The following is a 22561-nucleotide window of genomic DNA, read 5'->3' as shown; positions in this document are numbered from 1 at the left end:
CAGGCTCAAAGATAATGGTTTTCAGATATGCGCAGGTTGCCCGGCTGCCTGCTGTAACTGTTGTTGCCGGAAAAGCAGTCCGCCGATAATAATAGTCACCACGCCTTGCAACAACACAGTATTGGGAGTGCCTATCCATTGGGAAACAGCGCCTACCAGTAGTCCGCCCAGCGGCTGCATACCGAAAAAAGCCATGGCATAAAAGCTGATCACCCTGCCACGCATGGCCGGATCTACGGTTGTCTGGATCAGGGTGTTACTGATGGTGATCTGCGACATCATGCCAAAACCCGCCATCGTGGCAAATACCAGTGCAACGGGATAGATGGTGGAATGGGAAAATAATACGAGACCGGTGCCGAATATCAGCGTATTAAGCGCCAGGATCCTGCGCAGGTTTTTCCCCGGTTTCAGCGAGGCAAGGAAAATAGCCCCGCAAAAGGCGCCCATCCCGATGGCGCTGTCTATCACCCCGAAAGTGGATGCATTGCCTTTGAAAATATCTTTTGCGTACACCGGCATCAGCGTGGTATAAGGCAATACCAGCAGGCTTACAGATGCGAGGGTGAGTAGTATCAGTGAAATAGCCGGTGTGGCGCGGATATAGGCAAACCCTTCTTTCAGCTCGCCCAGCATATTTTTAGTACGCGCTTTGGGGGTGTAGGCGGGAAGCTTCATGCGTAATAATGATCCTATAACGGCGATGAAGCTGAGTGCGTTTAAACCAAAACAGATGTCTTCCCCGAATTTCTCCAGTGCCAATCCTGCAATGCCCGGACCGATGAGCCTCGATAAATTCACCATCGAGGAGTTCAGCGCCAGCGCATTGGGCAGGTCTGCTTTATCGTCTACCATTTCGTATACCAGCGACTGCCGGGCCGGTACATCAAATGCGTTGATCAAACCCAGGAAGGCGCTCAGCCCTATGATCTGCCATACCTGGTAATGCCGGAAGTAGATGAGCACCGTTAATAATACCGCCTGGAACATAGAGGCCAGCTGGGTGCTGAGCAACAGCTTGAACCGGTTATACCGGTCGGATGCCACACCACCCAGGAAAGAGAAAACAAAGGAAGGAAACATGCTGGCAAAAAGCGTAAGCCCCAACATGAACTTGGAACGCGTTTGCGAATAAATAACCCAGCTCACGGCAGTTTTCTGCATCCATGTGCCTATCAGCGATATAGATTGTCCACTGAAATATAACCGGTAATTGCGGCTTTTAAATGCGTTAAAAGTGCTGATGTTCATATTGCTTCCCCTCTTTTATTCATACTCCACCAGCTTTGTTAAAGGCCCGATGGCTGCCTGCAGGATGGCCTGCTCTTCTTTCGTGCAAACCTCGCCTATAGCCTTACCCAGCCACTCATCCCGTTCCTTCCGCACTTTCAGGATCCGCTCCCTGCCAGCTGCTGAAAGGGAAATGTTGATCTTCCGTTTATCATCAGGAGATGCCGTTCTGCTGATCAGGCCCAGCTGGAAAAGATGTTGAAGTAATTGCCCCATCGATTGAGGCGTCATTTTTTCCATCACCGCCAGTTCTGCCGACAGCAGGGAGTTATGCTGGTCCAGTAATACCAGTACGGAACGCTCGCTTTGCGACAGCTGTTCATCTGCCGGCGATAATTTCCGTAGCTTTCTCACCAGCCTGGTAAGCAGGGGACGGAGTTGTGCAGCAAGTTCATGCGGGTTCCGGGAAGCCATATAGTAAGGTAAAGTTATAAGTTTACCTTACAAATATAGGTATAATTTCCCGGGGAGAAATAAAAAGAAATGTTCACTTCCCTGAAAAACGGCTCAGCGTTTCCCGCGATACGCCAAGATATGCGGCTATCAGTGTTTTGGGCACCCGTTGGAAAAGGGCAGGATATTGGGCGAGTAACTGCTGGTAACGGGATTGTGCATCATCGTTGAGCAGCGATAAGATCCGTTGTTGTAACGCCACATAGCCGGAAGTGGCTTTTACCCGGAAGAAATGCTCCATTTTATGAGAGACTTCGCAAAGCTTTTTTTTGTTTTCGGAAGATAAACAGAGCAGGGTGGAGGCTTCAATGCAATCAATGCCCAGTTGCGCCGGCGTTTGGTTTACATACGCCTGGTAATCGGTGATCCACCAGTCTTCCATCGCAAAACGGATAATATGTTCTTTCCCTGCTTCATTGATATAAGAGGCCTTTAACAGGCCGCTTACCACAAAATATTCATGGTCTACGGGGTTGCCCTCCTGTACCAGGAACTGCCGCCTGCGCAGTTTTTTTTCGGTAAAATAAGATTGTATCTGATCGTATTCCTGATCCGTAAGCGGGGTAATTGTTTCAATATGTTGTCGTAATGCATTACTCATACGCTACAAATTAACACAAAACCTGTGACCTGTATCACAATTAAATAGTGAGCTGCTTCCTTTTCCTGCGCACAAATAAGCGGCAACTTTGTGTAAAAATCAGGTAAATGAAAACTATAAGAATGGCGTTGTTGCTTTTGGCACTGGCGTTCCAGGCACATAGCCAGCAAACAAAAAAAATTAATCATCCATCTATGAAAAAGATACTCATCGTTGTTACTTCCTTCGGCGAAGTAAAAAGCACCGGTCATAAAACGGGTACCTGGCTGGAAGAATTTGCCACTCCCTATTACCTGTTTACAGATAAAGGTATCCAGGTAACTATTGCATCTCCCGCCGGCGGGAAGGCCCCGGTAGATCCTAAAAGTACGGCTCCGGAATATTCCACGGAATCTGTAAAAAGGTGGCTGAAAGACCCCGCAGCGCAGGAACGGCTGGAACATACCGTGCCATTGAAAACGGTGCATGCGGAAGATTATGACGCGGTTTTTTATCCCGGTGGACATGGGCCTATGTGGGACCTGGCGGAGGATGCCACATCAGTACAGCTGATAGAAACATTTTATACAGCAGGGAAACCGGTGGCGCTGGTATGTCATGCACCCGCGGCGCTGAAAAATGTGAAGGATAAAAGTGGGGCGCCCCTGGTAAAAGGTAAGAAGGTGGCTGGTTTTACCAACAGTGAGGAAGTGGCGGGGCAAACCACTGCGGAAGTACCGTTTTTGCTGGAAGATATGCTGAAGGAACATGGCGCTGATTATGTGAAGGGGGCCGACTGGCAGCCTTTTGCAGTAGCCGATGGCAACCTGATCACCGGTCAGAACCCTGCCTCCGCACAGTTAACCGGGGAAAAAGTAATCGCAGCCCTGGGCGTGAAATAAGATAGCAGTAGCTGTATAAAGCCTTCAGACACGCCCGGTCTGAAGGCTTTCGTTTTTTAGTTCGCTGCCACCCGGGGATGCAGTTTATAATAGTACACATAAGAAACCACCAGGCTTACAAAAAATGAAGTATGGCCTATTTCAAGTAGTACACTGTCGCCGCTGGACAGGTGCGCAATGGCCGCCGAAATCAGCGTGATGCCAAACCCGAAGTACGCAAACTCCCGGAGCTTTGGCGGCGTAAATGGCAGCAGCAGCGCCAGTGACCCCAGCAGCTTTGCAATGGTGAGCTCCACCCGGAACCAGTTGGGTAATCCCAGGTGGGCAAAGGCTCCTTTCATTTCCGGGTTGAAGGCGAAATTAAAAGCGCTCCACAACATCACCCCGGTAAGAATAAGGGTGGCCGTCCAGTAAATGATCTTATCTTTTTTCATGCTATTTTAATTGATCAGTTGAATTTGTAGACACTCAGCAGGATGATGATAAAAACGATGAGCAATTGAAACAGGTGAAACAAACGGATGTTGCCCCTTATCTTCTGAACAGCACTATCGGACGTTTCAAGGGATTTAACCAGCTGCCTTTTCTGGCGTAACCCGAATAAGAAGGTGTTGAGAATAATCAGCAGCACCAGGGCAAACTTTATCCTGAACCACAGCTGCTCCCCAAATACGCCATGCGTCATATACATGATGCCTATACCGGAAAGAATGATCAGCCCTATCCCTGCCCTCATTAACACCGGGAACCCGGAAATAGCCTGCATTGCGGTGGCCGCCCTGGTTTTATCGAGATCGTACAGCTTCCAGAATTGCCGGAAACCCACGAAATCCGCTACAGAAGTGCCCGCGAAAAGAAGAAACCCTATGAGGTGAAGCACTATAAAGCCCTGGAAAAAAATCTGCGTTGACATCGGAGGATGATTTTTGTATGACGAAATCGAAATAATAATAGTAAATGTATAACGGAAATATAGTAAAAACAAAAAAATCCGGAGTATTTTTTCTATTATTGCTTCGAAAATAAAATATATGGTATGAATAAAGCGGTAGAATTGATTACGGAATGGGGGGCATTTGATGAGCAACACCCGGAAGGCAGTATAGAAGAATTTTGCAGGCATTACCTGGCAGGCAAACAAACACGCAAGCCTGTTATCCCGGAAGGGAAATTCCTGCCGGTGAACAGCGATGGTATGTTGATGAGGGTTATCGGCCGCATCTTTAAACTGCATACCATTTATACGGTAGCGGCGCTGGAAGGTACCGGTATCAACATGATCGATGAGTATTCATTGCTTAATACGGTTGCGCAGCTGAAAGAGCCCCGCAAAACGGAAGCGATCTATGCAGCTTTGCTGGAGCTGTCCACCGGCACGGATAAACTGAACCGTCTGAAAAAACTCGGTTATCTCATGGAATACGACGATAAGGAAGATAAGCGCTCCAAACGGCTGAAAGTAACTCCCAAAGGAGAAAAAGTACTGGTTCAGTGCAGGAAACGGGTCAGCCAGCTCGCAGAGCTGATGTTCCACGATATGACAGACGACGACCGTAAGTTATGTGTACAACTGCTGAAAGGCGTGGAAACGAAATTCACCGGTATATGGCAGTCGCACAAAGGGAAAAACTTTGAAGAGATCTATGCAGAGATCATAACGGGTAAAGATTAGTATTTCATATCAAACCGGCCTTCGGTCATACGAACGGTATCACAACCCGCGGTGATGAGCGTACAGGTAAAGGTGCCGGCAATGATCTTTTTTTCGGTATCCAGTTTGGTGATCACCAGTTGCCCTTCCTGTTTCACATGTTCCGCATCCATACCAAAGTATTCACAACCGGTATTGGTGCTCATCCGTAGCCGGCTGTAAGCGAAAACGACATCTTTCTTAGGAGTAGTAATCGGATACGCGCCCGTTTTATTTAAATTGGTGGCGATGATCTGGAAACTGCGGCGTATAGAATCCCCCGGGTCGAAACGGGTCATAGTAAGATTAAAACTACCTCCTTGAGCATTGGGATCATAGTAAGCGCTGGGATTGGGAAGGCCTACGCTTCCCCGTGGAATAAACACGGCTCCGTTTACGCGGCTGCCAACTGTGTTTTTACCTTCCGCTGTAACAGAGGGAAGCGTGTCCACAACAGGAGAAGGAGGATAATTGGTTCCCTTGCCACAATACATACATAGCAGGGAAACAGATAGCATAGCAATACAGCACAATTGTTTCATGGGATATAAAATTACTACATACTCAAAATAAAACGGGAAAGGGCCGGCAAAATTGCCAGCCCTTTCCTTCATTTTTTGCATTTACTTATCTACATCCATACAATAGGTAACGCAATGCCATACTTTTTGAAAATCTTTTCCTTCATGCTGCCCGCTGGCTTCTTCGGTAAAAGTGCCTTCCAGCATATAACGGCCGGGCCATGCAGGTGAAAAAGTAACATCACCGGCCTGTCCGGCTTTGAATTTCTTAGTCCATCCTTCGGGCGATTGTACGGTTACTTCGCCTCCGGCAGGAGCTGCCTTTTTATAACTCAGCTGCACAGAAGCAGGCTGACGCAGCTTGTTGGCTTTTTTGAGATCAGTCAGCATGGAAAAGTCCGTATATTCTTTGGCGTTATCTACACCTGCCAGGGAGTTATTTACTTTCACCAGTCCCATAGCATAGTAATGGATCTTACTGCCGCCATATACTTCCTGCACGGTATGATCAATTGATAACAGGTGTGTACCGGCAACAGCAGGGGTAAAAGTGGCGGTAAAATAATTACCGTTAGGCGTAACGGTCAGTTTTTCTTTCTGCCCGTCCGGCTTCACCAGGTACAGGGTAAAATCTTTCATATTGCTGAACCAGTGCTGGATGGAATCGCGCTCGTTATCGGCATATTCTCCCAGGAAAACCTTTACTTCCTGCGGCTGCCCGATCTTCCCGTTGGTAATGGTTTCAATCCAGATGGCATGTGCAAAAAGCGGCTGAAGGCTACAGCATAAAATAACAGAAAACAGGAATTTTTTCATTTAACTCGGTTTATAAACAGGGCAAAGCTACACCCGGGAGGAGGGGGCGTATAGGCGAAAGGGGAATATTATTTACGCAATCGGGAAAAACAGTGTTTATTCTATGCTCACCAGGTAATGCAGCAGCCGTTGCAGGTCCTGGTTTATGGAACGGATAGTGGATTGCAGTTCATTCACCATGGCGGCCCGGGTATGCAGGTCATCTGCTTTATACACCCCGCCGTCGCCAAAGAACAACGATATTTTTGATTTGCTTGTGTTGCCCTCCAGGTCGAACCGCTCCCATCTCTTTTTTACATGCGCCGCCACAGAAATCTGCCCGTTGTTGCTGAAATGTCTTTCATTGAGCACATACCAGGTGAAAGGTGGATAAATAGCGGAGGTGTCAGGCATATACCAGATGTCGGACAATACATTCCGCAGATGCGCCAGCCGCACTTTTTTCCGGGCGGCATTGATCGTTAGCGCGCCTAAACCTGCGGAAAGAAGGCCGCCACCAATGGCAACGGTATTCTGCGGAGCATCTTCTTTAATTGCCACGGTGGCAATGGTAGTAATGGCGCCAGTGATAATGGAAGCCACAGTGAGCCGGGTATTGCGCTTACTGTTGAAATTATCGAGGTACCTGGCCAGCTGGTCTGCTTTTTCCCCTTCACAGTCCAGTTCAGCGGCGATGCCGGCAATTTCCAGGGTAGCCAGCAACAGACGATGCTGGATCTTTGAGCGGATCTCCGATCTTTTCATCATCCCGGCCAGCGTGGTATCGCCGGTGATAGCCTTCATTTGCCGGATCAGGAACAGGGTGCCGGTGGCATTGGCCATGAGTACTTCATGTTCGGGCAAATCAGGGTTGGCTTTTATGAGCGAGTCGGTATTCTTTAAAGGAACAGTATCCTGGTTGCTGCTGAGAGGGGCCGCCGGTGCGCAATAGCTGCCGGTAATAGTAAGGTCGGTGCTGTTGAGCACCCGGGAGGTTTTGCAGGCATATAGCAGTGCCAGCGTCATGCTGGCAAAAAGTAAAAGAATGCGGCGTGTTTTCATGCAGGCATTTATCAACATACACTACAAAAATAACGCAAAATGGTTGCGCCCTTTGCTTTATTCTTCCGCTGGTAATATCCACTGAAGCCCTTTTATAAAAGCAGGCAACTGCGTATCCATATGTCCCAGGTTGGAATAGATGTCGCCCTGATAAGTAACTGCAGCGGATTGTTTTTGGGAGATAAATGCCGAAAGTTGCGTCATCGTCGCCTGCAGCGGTAGGGTAACGGAATCGCCGGCCTCCGGTTCTTCCTGCCCGCCGAAAGCAAAATAGGCTTTCACTTTCGCAGCCCCGCTGTCTTTTACCGGCGCTGCTTTCAATTGTCCGGGCAGGTAATAGTGGTTATAGTGCAACGAAGGACTGGCCGCAATATACCCGTTGAAACCGGTGGAGGTTCCGGTGATATCACGGTAAAGCGTATACGCCGTAAAATATCCTCCAAGGGAATGCCCCATCAGCACCCGTTTACTGGTATCAGTCCGGTATTGCCGATCTATTGCAGGCATCAGCTCATCATGTATAAACGACAGGAATTTATCAGCCCCGCCACTGGTGCTCATTTCATATTCAGGGATTGCCACAGGGTAAGTATCATCCCGGCTCCTCAGTGAATCCATCGCAGCAAAATCTTTATAACCTATACCCACCAGGATCACTTCCGGCGCCAGGCCCACTGCAGCATATTTGTTCAGCGTAACAGCCATTATATCAAAATAGAGATTGGCATCCAGCAGGTAGGCCACGGGATATTTTCCGGATTGTTCCTGGTTATAATCAGCAGGAAGGTGTATAAAGATGGAAAAGGAATCGGCTACCGCGCGGGAATACAAACGCATCACGGGTGTTCTATCTTTTTGCTCTGCCACAGGTGAACATCCTGCCATTATCAGTAATGCTATTACAAAAGTAACATAACGGGTCATAGCTTGCGTTTTAGGTATGTCCTAAAGTAGGGCTATTTTCTGTTTACAAAATGTTATATTTAATCTCACCTTTTCCAGATCCATCAATAAATACCATGAGTAATACCGCGAATGAAAGAGCCGCTATGCCAAAAGACAGCAGCGTTTTAGACAGCAGGAGTCTGCAAAACAGCTACGCTACACTGATCCCTCTTCTCCGCGAAGGAATGCGGGTGCTGGATGTAGGCTGCGGTACCGGCGCTATTTCTGCCGGTATAGCCGTTGCCGTGGGTACAACAGGCGCTGTAGTGGGTATCGACAACAGCGCGCACCTGGTGGCAAAAGGCAATACCGATCATGCAGATATACCTAACCTCACACTGCTGGAAACCGATCTCTTTGCTTACAACCCCACAGAGAAATTTGACCTGGTCGTTTCTGCCCGGGTACTGCAATGGTTAAGCAATCCCCGCGAAGCACTACTTAAATTCAAATCCCTGCTCAAACCCGGTGGCTGCATTTCCATCCTGGATTACAATCATACCCGGCTGGAATGGACGCCGGCGCCGCCGGAAAGCATGCAGCGCTTTTATAACGCTTTCCTTGCCTGGCGCGCTGATGCGGGCATGGATAACGAAATCGCCGATCACCTTCCTGCACATTTTGAAGCGCTTGGCTTCCACCATGTGGAAACGCTGAACGCAGATGAAATATACACCCGCGATGAAAGCAATTTTGCAGAGAAGGCAGGGATCTGGTCCAAAGTGGCGGAGCTGAGAGGACCACAGGTAGTGGAAAGTGGCTTTATTACGGAGGAAGAACGTATGCGCGCCATTACGGATTACCAGGAATGGATGGCTACTGCTGCACAGAAAATGGTCATGAAGCTGAAAGATGTAAGGGCTAAGGCAGAAGCGTAACCAGCAGTTAATACTCCAATATATAGCGGAGTAACCAGCGTTACTCCGCTATATACGTTTCAAATTTCAGCACCCGGTCTTTTTCAATACGGAACGATTGCCCGCAGTCGGCGCTGTAAGCCGCAATGCTGCCAGGTGCTTCCTCTTTATACGTAATACCATAACAACCGCTGCTGGTGGAAGACCTTACCACTATTACATAACTGCGTTTGCCCGTTACAGTTAGCCCCGGCTTTATCGCCACCGGTGAGGGCGACCAGCTGATACTATCACGCGGAACAGCTGTTTCATACAATGCTTTTCCCGGTACAGGCAACCCTTTCTCATCTGCGGGGTAGATACTGATATGAAGGTCATCGCCGGGATACCCGCTTTTAAAAACGGTGACGCTTACCGCCTGCAGCCTGCCGGAACGGGTGGGCGTAAAGGTTTGCGCGCGTTGTATACATTCGTGGATATCGCACTGGAAGCTGAATCCATCCTGACCGCTGCTGTTGTCAGGTTTTACTTTCACTTTAGTAGCCCGTGCTGCGGGTATGGGCAGCGGTATACTGTCTTTACACACAATAGGCTCCACAACTCCATTGGCATCAAAGGAAAGCGGCGCCCAGTAATAATTGGCCAGCGCTTCATTTTTTGCGGCATTGTTCCACAGGTCGCTGCCATAAATAAATACGCTGTCGCCGTTCAGCTTCACCAGCGATACAAAGGAAGGCTGCCCCCCGCAGGATTTGTCGCTGATCTTTATACCATCAGACCAGGGTCCTAACGGTGAAGCGGCGCGCCGGTAAGAGGTGCCTGTTCCGGAACAGTAACCACAATTAGGATCGGAGTAAAACAGGTAATAGCTGCCATGGCGGCGGAACAGCGCCGGGGCTTCCGTACTTCCTTTTGTAACGGCTTTCACATGCTCGCCGCTGCCGCTAAGATAATCGGCGCTGAGCTTTTCTATAACAATGGTACCTTTCGTTTGCCAGTCGGTATACGCAATATAAGCGCTACCGTCTTCATCCACAAAGGTATCGTGGTCGCCATTGTTCAGTCCTGCTACCGCTCCGTTGCTGTTCACTGCCAACCGGGGCTCGGCTGCTTCGGTAAACGGGCCGGTGGGCCGTGGACTGGTAAATACGCGGAAGCCTATACGATTATCATATACATTGATCCACAACACATACTGCTTTGTTTTTTTATTGTAGATCACATGTGGCCGGAAACAACCATAGGTACTGCCATTGCAACGGGTTTGCCATACCGCCGTGTGGGCGTCGAACAAAAATCCCTTATCAGTCCATTGTTGCAGATCGGTGGAGGTATACACTTTAAACCCACAGAAAGGCGCCTCTTTCTTTCCCCATTCAAACCCGCAGCCATAGCTGGTGCCATACAGGTAGTAAGTGCCGTTGAAATAAGCTATTTCCCCATCATGCGCATCAATGGCGGCGCCTGCGGTGCTGAAACGGATCGTTTGCTGCTTTTGACGGTTGAAGTTAATAATAGATGAATTCGTTTGTGCATAGGCGTTATATGCAAGCAGCAACAGGATGCTAATCACCGCCCTGCGCCATTTTCCGGTATGCGGTGGGCGTAAGACCGGTCTTCTCCTTAAAGATCCTGGAAAAATAAAACGAAGAATCAAACCTGAGCGCATAGGCAATTTCTTTTACAGATACAGCAGGATCATTAAGCAATTCCCTGGCCTTCTCTATTTTAAGTTGTATATAATACTGGAAGGGCGATAGCCCTGTATATTTCTTAAACTCTTTCCTGAACCAGGAATAACTTACATGCAGCTCTTCCGCCGCCTGCTCAGGAGAATAATGCCCGGAGATGTGGGAGCGGAACAGCAGCCGGGCTTTATTCATCAGCTCCTCTTTATCTTTATTTCCTGCCGCCTGTTGCTTTATCAGGTAATGGATGTTACCCATCATGTGAAGCGCTGCGCCGGCAATCAGTGGCTGGTAACCGGGATGCTCCTGTTTTGTTTTTTCTATAACAAGATGGAATAACTGCAATATGCCTTCCTGGAAACCGATATACAAACAGGGCTTTTCCCTGGTAATAAAACTCTCCTTCAGCAGGTTGTCCAGCACAGGGCCTTTCATGCCAACCCAGTATTCGTCCCACCCTGTTTCCGGTAAGGGCCGGTACCGGTGCCTTTCCCCCGGAAACAACAGGATGATGGTACCTGCTTTTACCTCTTGCCGCCGGCAGCTGTCTGATTCAAAAATACCTTTGCCGCCGGTGATGTAGATCACCTGGTACTCGCTTAGCACGCGCCCTGTTTCCCAGTTGAAATGATGATGCGCAGGATGATCTTTCCCCGGGTAGATCCTGGTAGCTGCCACGCGCGTACAGCCGGTATTCACTACCCATAAGCCCCAGCTTTCATCTTCCCGGCTTACCGGCAGGTACTTGTAATAGTTGATCATAACGCTCTTTCCGTTTACATAAAAATAGGAAAAGCCGGAAAGGATAGGGAAAGTAAAAATAAATGCTGCTTCCTGTGGTGTTTATATCAGAATGTACAACTGAAATATCAAATAGTTCATCACAACAGCTATAGCTTTATTCCTGCTTATCATTCAAAAAGTTATCGCATGAATACATTAAAAGTGGGCTTGTTTGGCATTGGCCTCGCTGCTTATTGGGAACAGTTTGAAGGCCTGCAACAGCGGTTGTCGGGCTACATCGATGTTGTGCATCAGCAGCTGCAGGGCTATGGTGCAGAGATCGTCAGCCTCGGGTTAATAGACACACCGGAGAAAGCATTTGAAGCAGGTAGCCGTTTCCGGCAGGAAGAAGTGGACCTTATCTTTTTATATGTAACCACCTATGCGTTATCTTCCACGGTATTGCCGGTAGTGAAGCGCGCAAAGGTGCCGGTGATCGTATTAAACCTTTCCCCGGCCGCAGCTATTGATTATACGGCATTTAATAACCTGGGCAACCGTACGGCTATGACCGGCGAATGGCTGGCCTTTTGCGCTGCCTGCCCCGTGCCGGAAATAGCCAGCGTATTCAAACGCTCAGGTATCCCTTTTTACCAGGTAACAGGTATGCTGCATGATGATCCCGGTGTATGGAAAGATGTGGAAGAATGGATCGCTGCCGCGAAAGTAGCCCACACCATGTATCACAACCGGCTTGGGTTAATGGGCAACTACTACGGTGGTATGCTGGATATTTATTCCAATCTCACTTTGCACGCGGCAGTGTTGGGCGGGCATATGGAAATTATTGAGGTAGATGAATTATCAGGGATCCGCGCTACTGTCAGTGAAACGGAGATGGCCGCCAAACTGCAGGAAGCCGGGCGGGTATTTGAAATACAACCGGATTGCTCCCCGGAAGAGCTGCATCGCGCTGCCAGAACAGCGGTGGCGTTGGACAAACTGGTGGCCAAACACCAGCTGGGCTCCCTGGCCTACTACCATAAAGGCAGCGGTAACGCGGTGAATGAAGACACCATGAGCTCCGTTATTATGGGCACTTCGCTCTTAACGGCGCAAGGCGTTCCGGTAGCCGGCGAATACGAAGTAAAGAATGCACAGGCCATGAAGATCATGGACAGCTTTGGCGTGGGAGGTTCTTTTACGGAATACTACGCCATGGATTACCAGGACGATATTGTGCTGATGGGGCACGATGGCCCCTGCCATCCGGTAATTGCCGCTGGTAAAATAAAACTGAAGCCTTTACAGGTATATCATGGAAAAGTAGGCAAGGGCTTATCCGTGGAGATGTCGGTAGCGCATGGCCCTGTTACCTTATTGTCGGTGGTGGAAACGGGCAACGGTACCCTGCAGTTTCTCCTGGCGGAAGGGATGTCTGAAGCCGGCCCTATCCTGGAGATAGGCAATACCAACAGCCGTTACCGGTTTTCCATAGGCGCAAGGAATTTTGTGGAAGCCTGGAATGCACAGGGGCCTGCGCATCACTGTGCAGTAGGTAAAGGACATATCGCCCCACGTATAAAGAAACTGGCGGAGTTACTGGGTATTGAAGCTATCCAGGTTTGCTGAGGGCCTTGTATAATTAATGCCGGAAGATGATCAGCGGGTGCTGAACAAAAACCGGTACACAACAGCGCGACAGGAAAGGTCGCAAACACGATATTACAAGCGGTCAGTGGCTGTATCAAAAACGGACATATTATTGAAAAGATGATTTTCTAAATTGCTGACATGTATATTAGTATTGTGTGGCATGTTTTTTTAATGGTCCGTATAACTGATACTAACCATCATGATAAGAAACTATTGCAGGATCGCCTGGCGCAACCTGGTGCGCAATAAAGCGTTTTCTTTTATCAATATCCTGGGGCTGGCGCTCGGACTGGCCTGCAGTCTGCTCATGATCCTTTGGGTGCAGGATGAGAAAAGTGTGGATGCCTTTCATGCCAACAGCGATAAATTATACCAGGTATATGTACGGCAGTTGTCTGCCGGGAAAGTGGATGCCGGTTATCTTACACAGGGACCGCTGGCAGCTGAGCTGAAAAAAGAAATACCTGAAGTAGCTTACGCCAGCGGGTTTCAGGCTTATCCTCCGGTAGCATTAAGGGTAGATGATAAAATAATGAAGATCACCGGGGCCTATGCAGGCGCCGATTTCCTGAAGATGTTCAGTTATCCCGTATTGCAGGGCAACAAAGCCACTGCGTTGGATAAACCCGGTACTATTGCCATTTCCAGGCATCTGGCGGAATTGTTTTTTGGCAGCCCGGAGAACGCGCTGGGAAAAACATTGCGGTATGAGGATACTACAAGTCTTGCTGTTACCGCCGTGTACGAAATGCCAGTCAATTCCTCACAGCAGTTCGACTTCCTCCGTAACTGGGACGACTTCACCGCTAATAATGCATGGACAAAAAACTGGGGCAGCTTTAGCCCGCTTACGTATATCCTTCTCCGTGACCATGCCGATGCCGGCAAGGTGGCCGCCAAAATAAAAGACTTCGTGTATAATTACCAGGCCCGCAGCAACGATTCCTATACAGAGCTGGGATTACAGCCGTACAGCGAAAAGTACCTGCATGCTGTATTCAGCAATGGTGTTCCCGGTGGCGGCCGAATAGAGTACGTACGCCTGTTTACGTTACTGGCCTTATTCGTCATGCTTATTGCCTGTATTAACTTCATGAACCTGGCTACTGCACGTTCGGTGAAAAGGGCGAAGGAAGTAGGCGTCCGGAAAGTGGTAGGGGCCAAACGATCCGCACTCATTGTTCAGTTCATCGGCGAAGCCCTGCTGCTGGCTTTTTTTGCATTGGTGATTGCCTTGCTGGTGGTAATACTGTTGTTACCGGCCTTTAACCAGCTTAGCGGAAAACAGCTGGCATTGCCCGTTTCACAGCCCGTCTTCTGGGTTACCCTGCCGGGGCTTATGATACTCACCGGCTTTGTGGCCGGTAGTTATCCTGCGTTGTTCCTTTCCTCCCTGAACCCGGTGAAGGTGCTGAAAGGCAGCCTGAAATTCGGAGCCGGCGCCACTAATTTCCGTAAAGGGTTGGTGGTGTTCCAGTTTGCCTTATCCATCCTGCTGATGATGGGCATGTTTGTGATCTACCGGCAAATGGATTATGTGCAAACAAAGAACCTGGGTTACGACCGGCAGAACCTTCTTTATATTCCCATTGAAGGCGAACTGGTCACTAAATACGATGTGTTCAAAGCAGCCGCTGCTAACCTGCCCGGTGTATTGGCCATCTCAAAAATGAAAGAGACGCCCACCGTGATAGAACATCATAAAGGGGACCTGGGCTGGGCGGGGAAAGATCCCAATGATCCTGCCTCTTTTGCGGATGCGGCAGTGGGGTATGATTTTGTAAAGACCCTGCATCTCACCCTGCTGGAAGGCCGTGATTTTTCGAAGGAGTTTGGCAACGATTCCGGCAGCTATATCCTGAATGAAAGCGCGGTGAAAAGAATTGGCTATACACACCCGGTAGGACAGCCGTTCACACTCGGTAATGTTTCCGGTACCATCATTGGGGTGCTCAAAGATTTTCATTTTAATTCCATGCATGATGCTATTGAACCGTTGGTGATCCGTTTGGATGAGAAACCTAAATGGGGCAGCATCCTGGTAAGAACCGCCGGTGGTAAAACAAAGCCGGTGCTGGCTGGCCTGGCAGGCATCTGCAAAAATCTCAATCCCAATTTTCCTTTCACCTACCAGTTCTCCGACGAAGAATATACGAAGCTGTATAAAAGCGAACAGATGGTAGGTAAATTATGCAACTACTTTGCCTGCCTGGCAGTATTTATTTCCTGCCTGGGCTTATTTGGCCTGGCTATGTTCACCGCTGCGCAACGTACAAAGGAAATAGGCGTGCGGAAAATACTGGGCGCTTCGGAATCCAATATATTTGTTTTGCTCTCTGCCGGTTTTCTCAAACCCGTAGTTGCGGGAATGCTCATCGCATTTCCATTGGCCTGGTTCACTATGAGCCGCTGGCTTACCCACTTTGCCTACAAAACAACGCTCGAATGGTGGATTTTTGCCGGGGCTGGCCTTATTACCATCTTCATAGCCTTGCTCACCGTAAGTTTCCAGAGCATCCGGGCGGCTGCCATGAATCCCGTGAAAAGCCTGAAAACGGAATAATCCTACTGACTGGGGCGCTAATTCCCCATTATAACGCTAAAAACAAGGCCATAGCAATGGCATGTGGATTGCCGGTACTTTCATAAACGCAACGTCATGAAAGTACTTGGCATCATCCTCATTATTGCTGGTATTGCAATGATCCTTATCAGGGGCTTCTCCGTTCAGACAGAAAAGAAAGTGGTAGACATTGGTCCTGTTGAAATCAATAAGAAAGAAAACCGCTGGATAGGCTGGCCTACGTATGCAGGTGGTATTGTAGCCATTGTGGGCGTGGTACTGGTAGTATCCGGCAGGCGGAAAGACTAACCTAACGCTTATCCATAAACGGTAATACACCCGGTTACTAATGTATTATCTTTATACCCATGCCGTTGCCGTAGTGCAGCTGCACTGTCGGCTTTAATCAACGGCAAGAGAAAAGATGATAAGCAAAAAATTCCATGTTATTGTATCAGGTATCCTGCTGGTATGCCTGTTCGCGCGCGCTCAGCGCTATCCTACTTACAAAGGACTGGTAATGGCCGGTTACCAGGGTTGGTTTAATACGCCCGGCGATAGTGCCGGCAGGGGATGGCATCACTATGAAAAAAGAGGTGTATTCAAACCCGGTTCCTGCGAAATAGATTTCTGGCCGGATGTAAGCGAGTATGAGAAAACATATACCACCGCTTTCAGTTTTGCTGATGGTAAACCCGCATCGGTTTTTAGTCCGCATGACGCTTCCACGGTATCCCTTCATTTTAAATGGATGAAAGACTATGGCATCGATGGCGTATTTATGCAGCGCTTTGTAGCCGAGATCAGGAACCCCAGCGGCAAACGGCATTTCAATACGGTGCTGGACAACGCGATGAAGGCCGCCGCTAAATACGATCGCGCCATTGCCGTGATGTATGATCTCAGCGGTATGCGCCCGGGCGAAGAAGAACTGGTATTAAAAGACCTGGATGAGCTCACCGCGAAATACGATCTGCTGCATGGCAGTAAAAGTCCCACTTACCTGCATCACAACAGTAAACCCTTTATCGTGATCTGGGGCGTTGGCTTTAATGACCGCCGTGCATACGGGCTGAAAGAAGCCGAAACCCTGCTGGATGCCATGAAGGCGAAGGGCTTCAGCGTAATGCTGGGCGTTCCTACCTACTGGAGGGAACTGCGCCAGGATGCCATCCCTGATGAAGGACTGCACCGCCTTATTAAGAAATCGGATGTAATTATGCCCTGGTTTGTTGGCCGTTACAACGGCAAAAGTTATGATGGTTTCAAACAGCTTGTGGCCGATGATATTGCCTGGTGTAAAAGCAATGGCGTGGATTATGTACCGCTGGCCTTCCCGGGTTTCTCCTGGAAAAACATGAACGGTCCAAAGGCCAATACCATTCCACGGGAAGGAGGCCGCTTTTACTGGCAACAAATTGCCGGCGCAAAAAGTGCAGGTGCAGAAATGTTGTATGTAGCCATGTTTGATGAGATGAATGAAGGTACCTCCATATTTAAATGCGCCACGGAAGATAAGTTGCCGCTCAATGCGGATGGCTCATTCACCGGCATCGAAACCTCGTTGGGAAGCGATTACTACCTGTGGCTCACAGGACAGGCTGCCCGCTGGTTTCATGGCAAAGGGAAATATTCAGAGAAGTTACCGGTGAGAAAATAATTAATAACAGGTATGCTTATACGAATGAGGTATAGGCATACCTGTTGTGTATTAAATACACTTTCTTCTTTTTGTAATAAATTTAAAAAGAAGCATTCCCGGTAGCGTTATTTTATCAGCGGCAGATGTTATTTTAACCTTTACAGGGCAGTAGATTCAGACGATAATTTTAGTCAAAATTATTTACGATATTTTTTTTCAAACCTTTGGTTATTCAAATATCGCATCGTATTTTAGTAACGTTAAAACGTTTTAGCATTCCATTATAATTATCAAAAGAATAATTCCAAAATTTATGATGTAGTATTACTTTTAGACCAAAAGAAAGTTCCACGATTCCACGTTACAGGCATTTGTTTCTCTCATTTACTCAGGTTCAATTGTACAATCAATCTTTCTCCCGTTTCACTACTCTTATACAGTTTTAGCCGTTTGCTGAAATAAGCCGGGATGTGTTCCAGGCGCATGCAGCACCCCACAAAACCAGTATAGGAAGGTCTGGAAAGATCCCGCAATCGGACGCTCATAAAAATGTAGTTGGACAAATCAGCTGAAGTATTTTATTAATTGAAAATTTGCCGGGTACGTCCTGGTAAGGATCTTCTTTGCCTCGACCAGTCCCGCTTTACTGGCGTTTATCTGCCGGATACTACGGTATCCGGGAACCTTATTGGTGTGGCATTGCTAAACTATCAACTGAAATTTAATCCAGGTAAAATGGAATAACATCCCTGTTCCATTCACCCTATGTATTCACTGAGCAAATAACTGATGTCATGAAAACTTTTAGCAGTTAGCTTTTAGCCGTTAGCGCCTGTTAGCGCGCCGCCGGGCCGTGCGGCCGCTTGTGCCGGTATCTGCATGGATACGCCGGAACGGGCTCCTCATTTCATTACTTTTTGTGCCTGTATACAGGTGCCGGGTAAGTCATGCCATTTGCTAAGGAAATATGATTAGTAAGGATTACTAATTAAAATTCATTTATTGAATATGAAACAATTTAACAACGCGCTGCTTGTGCTCTGCTGCATAATAGCCCTGCTGGCGAAAACCACCGCTACAGTTGCGGCTGCCGGCAGCGGGACGCCTTTTATGGCGGCAGCACCACCTATAGATACTACACGTGGGGTGGTAGGCTATTATTTCCAGGATCCGCAATCGGGTGGGAGCGCTTTTACCACGCTGGTGTTCGACCGGGTGGATCCTAACTTCTGGTTTAACTGGGGAGATGGCTCTCCGGACCCCCGCATCACCAACGATCACTTCTCGGTTCGCTGGAAAGGGTTATTTCGTGTGCCCGTTACCGGTAGCTATACCTTTAACGCTAATGCCGATGATGGATTTAAGTTCACCATAAAAGATTACACAAAGCGGGAAGCCGATCCCGGTACTGTGGTCATGAATAATAATGGCAATTGCTGCGCTGATTTCTCAGGCGCCATCAGCCTGGAAGCGGGGAGGCTGTATCCTGTGGAAATTGAGTTTACAGAAAACGGCGGCGGCGCCAATATCATGTACTTCAAATGGACCGGCCCCGGTATACCACAGCAACAGGTACCGGCAGAATACTTTTACGCACTGCTGCCACAGGCAGCCGCCCGCCCTAAAATAACACCGGACCGCGGCCTGTTTGAAGATCATGTGGATGTGGTGCTGAGCACTACTACTGCAGGCGGCACCATCCGCTATACGCTGGATGGCACCATTCCTACTATCAGTTCACCGGTATTCAATCCCTTAACAGATACGCTGAAGCTTACCAGCACTACTACGGTAAAAGCCAGTACCTGGATGGATAACATGTATGTTTCGGAAGTATCTACCGCATTGTTGAGTATTATGCCACCGGCATTGCCCAACCCGGTATTTGTGCCTTCTGCAGGGATCTACAGCGATCCTATAAAAATGGCGATCAAAGTAGCGGCGCCTGGCGCCACCATTTATTATACCACCGACGGCAGCACCCCCACCACCGCCTCGCTGGTATACGCCGATAGTATCCACATTGATTCCACCATGCGTATCAAAACCTTTGCCGTGAAAGAAGGCCGTTCCCCTTCACAGGTAATGGCTGCCACCTATACGATATTGCCGGAAGGAACAAAGCAACCGGTGTTCAGCGTGCCTGCCGGTAGTTATACTGGTCCGCAGGATGTAACCATGACCAGCGCCACACCCGGCGCCGTGATCCGCTATGCTCTCAACGATAATGCCCTGAACTCCAATTCACCGGTATACGCCGCCCCCGTGAAGATCAGCGCCACTACTACCTTAAAAGCCTATGCGTCTGCCGGTGGGCTTACGGATTCAAAAGTAACCATCGCTGCCTATGTGATCGGCAATAACGATTCGGCAGTAAGCACACCGCAGTTCAGTTTTCCCGGCGGCACCTACAATGGCGCCCGGCAGGTGGGACTATTCACCAATACCAAAGACGCGGTGATCTATTATACCACCGACGGCAGCACGCCGGACGAAAACGCCACGGCTTACTTTAACCTTATCCAGGTAAGTGATAGTGTTACCATCAAAGCCATCGCTATCAAACCCGGGATGAAAAATTCTGAAGTAGCAGAAGCTACCTATATCATCACGGGAGGAGGAAAGGATACGGGTTTGATTAACACCAATCTGCCGCAGGGCAGGTTATCCATCACGCCAAATCCTGCTACGGACCAGGCCAGGATCAGCTGGACGGGCATGATCAATACCCGCGAAGGGTATCGTGTAGTCATTACCGATAGCAGGGGAGCAGTGGTGAACACCACTGTTATTACCAGCGGTTATACTTATTACATCGTGAACACACAATCGCTGGCAGACGGAGTGTACTTCGTGAAAGTACAGTCGGGCAGCTCCGTGGTAAAAGGTAAACTGCTCATCTCCCATTAAAAAAACAACAACAGCATCAACATTATATAAATCATTTGAAATGACGTATCCAGGTTTTAATCAGGAAAGAAGGATATTTCCACCGGTAACACGCCTGTACCGGTGGATGGCCACAGGCCTGATGGGAATATCCCTGTTGCTGGCAGGGGAAAACGCCGCCGCGCAAATGGCTTACAGCAGCACCGATGGCCGCACCAATGCGGTCAGCAACGCGGTGCCCTTCCTGCGGATCACTCCCGATGCTCGCCGCGCAGCCCTCGGCGATGCAGGCATTGCTTTGTCGCCCGATGCCAGCTCGGTGTTCTCCAACCTCTCCCAGATATCATTTGCTGAGGCAGAAAGGGCTGTTTCAGCGGGTTTTACCCCATGGCTAAGGTCAATGGCCAGCGATGTGTACCTGGCCGATATAGCGGCTTACAGGAAGCTGGATGAACAGCAGGCCATCGGGGTAGGGTTCCGTTATTTCAGCATGGGCAATATCCAGCTAACGGATTTCCAGGGCAACGACCAGGGCACGGTACGCCCCGGCGAATTTTCCCTTGATGCAGGATATACCCGCAAATTATCGGATCACTGGGCGCTGGGCGTAGCCTTCCGTTATATTCATTCCAAACTGGCCTCTGGTCCCAAAGCCGGTGGTAACGGCGCTTATAAGGCAGGCAATGCCTTTGCCGGCGACCTGAGCGCCTCTTATACTTCGGCAACAGAACACGGTGGCGATCAGCAGGGAACCTGGCGCTTTGGCGCCGTAATCTCTAACATCGGCACAAAGATCTCTTACTCTACCGACAGCCGGGATAAATATTTTCTCCCCGCTAATCTTGGTATCGGTGGCGGCTATACGTACCGGCTGGACGATAAAAATGCACTTACCCTTACGCTGGATATCAATAAGTTGATGGCGCCTACGCCGGATAGCACAGATGCGGATAAGGATGGTACGCCCGATTTCCGGCAGAAAGGCATCCTCAGCGGCACATTCGGCTCCTTTGCCGATGCCCCCGGCGGCCTGAAGGAAGAGCTGCATGAGCTGATGTACTCCACCGGCCTGGAATATACTTATGGCGATCTGCTGGCGCTGCGCGCAGGATACTATAACGAGCACCGTACAAAAGGCAACCGGAAATACCTGGGCGTAGGATTCGGATTGAAATATAAAATAGCGGGCGTCGATTTCTCCTACCTGGTTCCCGCCGGGGGAGATCCGCTGCACCCGCTAGCCAACACACTGCGCATTTCCATTTCAGCAACATGGTAAGGCGCAGGGCATTTAATATCATTTCTCATTTACAAAATATTAGTTTATGCATTTCATAATGCGACGCTGTGTTATAGGTTTACTGGCAGGTGGTTTTACGGCAGGAACGGCAGCGGCTGAAAACAGGATGTTACCTGCGCAGCCAGGGTACGCCACTCCGCAGGATACTACGGTGAAAAAGAAATTGAGTGAGAGGGAGAAAAGAGACAGTATCCGTAAAACAATGATCCCGGTAGATACCAATCACCTGAAGCCTGCATCTTTCAGAAGCAACGGTATCGATATGAGTAAGGCAGCCATTTATCCCTATTCCTCCCTTCAGCAGATGCTGAAGGGCGAAGTGGCGGGAGTATATATCCAGGAGCCCGGCGGAGAGCCGGGAACGGAAATGGGCATGATGATCCGCGGCACGGCCATCCCGCTCGCTTCCCATAAAGATGTGTATGATGCACAGCCCCTGGTGGTGCTGGATGGTATTCCCCTCATTATGGACCATCCCTTTGCTTTTGATATACAGCAATACGATTATAACCGCATAGGCCCCGCCACCAACCTGCTGTCGGCCATAGATCCCAATAACATCGCCTCCATTGAAGTGCTGAAAGACTATGCAGCGGCAGCCATCTACGGCCCCCGCGCAGCCAACGGCGGCGTGATTTCCATCCGCACCAAGGCGCCGGTGATCGGCGGAAGAAAAATTGCTTTCAATACCTGGTTCGGCATCGCGCAGAAACCTCACATCAATACTACCAATGCAAGGTTTGAAAATGAATTCAGGCAACCTTACTATAACCGGTATGCCAGCCTGGATAACATTCTTACCTACCCGGCCTACCTGCGCGATTCTACCAACGATGCATACTATGGCGCCTCCAACTGGACGGATCTCTACTATGCCAATAAATTCATCCGTGGCGTAAACGCCAGTATCTCCAGCGGATCGGAACGGGCCAATTTCCGCTTTGCCGCCGGCAATGAGCAGATGAATAACCCTGGTGACAATACCCGTATGGACCGCTACAACGC

Annotated in this window: 21 protein-coding genes; 10 read left to right on the top strand and 11 right to left on the bottom strand. The window is 49.1% G+C overall.

The genetic code is table 11. From position 1 onward, the window contains the following. Nucleotides 1-21: 21 nt before the first annotated feature. The 3 genes from VIM72_RS06490 to VIM72_RS06480 all read right to left on the bottom strand — a co-directional run bounded on the left by VIM72_RS06490 (nt 22) and on the right by VIM72_RS06480 (nt 2344). Nucleotides 22-1251: an MFS transporter gene (locus tag VIM72_RS06490; RefSeq protein ID WP_332002051.1), complete on the bottom strand. Its 1230-nt coding sequence runs from the start codon at nt 1249-1251 to the stop codon at nt 22-24. 15 nt (nt 1252-1266) lie between these two features. Then, complete coding sequence (locus VIM72_RS06485) at nt 1267-1704, bottom strand: MarR family winged helix-turn-helix transcriptional regulator (protein ID WP_332002050.1); 438 nt, start codon at nt 1702-1704, stop codon at nt 1267-1269. Nucleotides 1705-1777: 73 nt separating this feature from the next. Next, nucleotides 1778-2344, bottom strand: coding sequence for a Crp/Fnr family transcriptional regulator (locus tag VIM72_RS06480; RefSeq protein ID WP_332002049.1), 567 nt, complete (start codon nt 2342-2344; stop codon nt 1778-1780). Between the two features lie 107 nt (nt 2345-2451). Between VIM72_RS06480 and VIM72_RS06475 the strand changes: the two genes are divergently transcribed. Beyond that, a complete protein-coding gene (locus VIM72_RS06475; protein ID WP_332002048.1) occupies nt 2452-3225 on the top strand; it encodes a type 1 glutamine amidotransferase domain-containing protein in 774 nt (257 codons plus the stop codon). Between the two features lie 56 nt (nt 3226-3281). Here VIM72_RS06475 and VIM72_RS06470 read toward each other — a convergent pair whose 3' ends face one another. Both VIM72_RS06470 and VIM72_RS06465 read right to left on the bottom strand, forming a co-directional pair. After that, nucleotides 3282-3659: a DoxX family protein gene (locus tag VIM72_RS06470; protein WP_332002047.1), complete on the bottom strand. Its 378-nt coding sequence runs from the start codon at nt 3657-3659 to the stop codon at nt 3282-3284. A gap of 14 nt (nt 3660-3673) precedes the next feature. After that, a complete protein-coding gene (locus VIM72_RS06465; protein ID WP_332002046.1) occupies nt 3674-4138 on the bottom strand; it encodes a hypothetical protein in 465 nt (154 codons plus the stop codon). A 123-nt stretch (nt 4139-4261) separates the two neighbouring features. Here VIM72_RS06465 and VIM72_RS06460 point away from each other — a divergent pair, with 123 nt between their 5' ends. Beyond that, a complete protein-coding gene (locus VIM72_RS06460; RefSeq protein ID WP_332002045.1) occupies nt 4262-4897 on the top strand; it encodes a MarR family winged helix-turn-helix transcriptional regulator in 636 nt (211 codons plus the stop codon). Here the strand turns inward: VIM72_RS06460 and VIM72_RS06455 are convergent. From VIM72_RS06455 to VIM72_RS06440, 4 genes are all read right to left on the bottom strand, one after another. Next, entirely contained in the window at nt 4894-5529 is a 636-nt protein-coding gene (locus VIM72_RS06455; RefSeq protein WP_332002044.1) for a hypothetical protein, read from the bottom strand. The two genes, VIM72_RS06460 and VIM72_RS06455, sit on opposite strands and share 4 nt — an antisense overlap. A 9-nt stretch (nt 5530-5538) precedes the next feature. Then, nucleotides 5539-6252 carry a hypothetical protein gene (locus VIM72_RS06450; RefSeq protein WP_332002043.1) on the bottom strand — a complete coding sequence of 238 codons (714 nt, stop codon included), beginning with the start codon at nt 6250-6252 and terminating at the stop codon, nt 5539-5541. Nucleotides 6253-6348: 96 nt separating this feature from the next. After that, entirely contained in the window at nt 6349-7293 is a 945-nt protein-coding gene (locus VIM72_RS06445; RefSeq protein WP_332002042.1) for a hypothetical protein, read from the bottom strand. A gap of 57 nt (nt 7294-7350) precedes the next feature. Continuing rightward, nucleotides 7351-8217, bottom strand: a complete 867-nt coding sequence (locus tag VIM72_RS06440) for an alpha/beta hydrolase (RefSeq protein WP_332002041.1) — start codon at nt 8215-8217, stop codon at nt 7351-7353. A gap of 95 nt (nt 8218-8312) precedes the next feature. Here VIM72_RS06440 and VIM72_RS06435 point away from each other — a divergent pair, with 95 nt between their 5' ends. Beyond that, nucleotides 8313-9116: a methyltransferase domain-containing protein gene (locus VIM72_RS06435; protein WP_332002040.1), complete on the top strand. Its 804-nt coding sequence runs from the start codon at nt 8313-8315 to the stop codon at nt 9114-9116. A gap of 40 nt (nt 9117-9156) precedes the next feature. On the opposite strand, the gene VIM72_RS06430 is transcribed toward VIM72_RS06435, so the two are convergent. Both VIM72_RS06430 and VIM72_RS06425 read right to left on the bottom strand, forming a co-directional pair. After that, a complete protein-coding gene (locus VIM72_RS06430) occupies nt 9157-10668 on the bottom strand; it encodes a family 43 glycosylhydrolase (RefSeq protein ID WP_332002039.1) in 1512 nt (503 codons plus the stop codon). After that, nucleotides 10661-11545 carry an AraC family transcriptional regulator gene (locus VIM72_RS06425; protein ID WP_332002038.1) on the bottom strand — a complete coding sequence of 295 codons (885 nt, stop codon included), beginning with the start codon at nt 11543-11545 and terminating at the stop codon, nt 10661-10663. Before VIM72_RS06425 ends, VIM72_RS06430 begins: the two co-directional genes overlap by 8 nt. Before the next feature lie 168 nt (nt 11546-11713). Here VIM72_RS06425 and VIM72_RS06420 point away from each other — a divergent pair, with 168 nt between their 5' ends. The 7 genes from VIM72_RS06420 to VIM72_RS06390 form a co-directional block, all read left to right on the top strand. Beyond that, nucleotides 11714-13138 carry an arabinose isomerase gene (locus tag VIM72_RS06420; RefSeq protein WP_332002037.1) on the top strand — a complete coding sequence of 475 codons (1425 nt, stop codon included), beginning with the start codon at nt 11714-11716 and terminating at the stop codon, nt 13136-13138. 223 nt (nt 13139-13361) lie between these two features. Further along, nucleotides 13362-15725, top strand: a complete 2364-nt coding sequence (locus VIM72_RS06415) for an ABC transporter permease (RefSeq protein ID WP_332002036.1) — start codon at nt 13362-13364, stop codon at nt 15723-15725. 96 nt (nt 15726-15821) lie between these two features. After that, the gene (locus tag VIM72_RS06410) at nt 15822-16034 is read left to right on the top strand and encodes a hypothetical protein (protein WP_332002035.1); all 213 of its coding nucleotides are present in this window, start codon (nt 15822-15824) and stop codon (nt 16032-16034) included. A gap of 115 nt (nt 16035-16149) precedes the next feature. Continuing rightward, the gene (locus tag VIM72_RS06405; RefSeq protein ID WP_332002034.1) at nt 16150-17385 is read left to right on the top strand and encodes a glycoside hydrolase family 71/99-like protein; all 1236 of its coding nucleotides are present in this window, start codon (nt 16150-16152) and stop codon (nt 17383-17385) included. 990 nt (nt 17386-18375) lie between these two features. Then, nucleotides 18376-20277, top strand: coding sequence for a chitobiase/beta-hexosaminidase C-terminal domain-containing protein (locus tag VIM72_RS06400; RefSeq protein ID WP_332002033.1), 1902 nt, complete (start codon nt 18376-18378; stop codon nt 20275-20277). A 40-nt stretch (nt 20278-20317) separates the two neighbouring features. After that, on the top strand, nt 20318-21535 hold the full coding sequence (porV, locus tag VIM72_RS06395; RefSeq protein WP_332002032.1) for a type IX secretion system outer membrane channel protein PorV: 1218 nt from the start codon (nt 20318-20320) through the stop codon (nt 21533-21535). A gap of 46 nt (nt 21536-21581) precedes the next feature. After that, on the top strand, nt 21582-22561 hold a 980-nt coding region (locus VIM72_RS06390; RefSeq protein ID WP_332002031.1), incomplete at its 3' end, for a TonB-dependent receptor plug domain-containing protein.

The organism is Chitinophaga sp. (genome assembly GCF_036569185.1).
Taxonomy (GTDB): Bacteria; Bacteroidota; Bacteroidia; order Chitinophagales; family Chitinophagaceae; genus Chitinophaga.
Note: the sequence above shows the minus strand (reverse complement) of the source record. Positions and strands in the feature narration are given on the sequence as shown.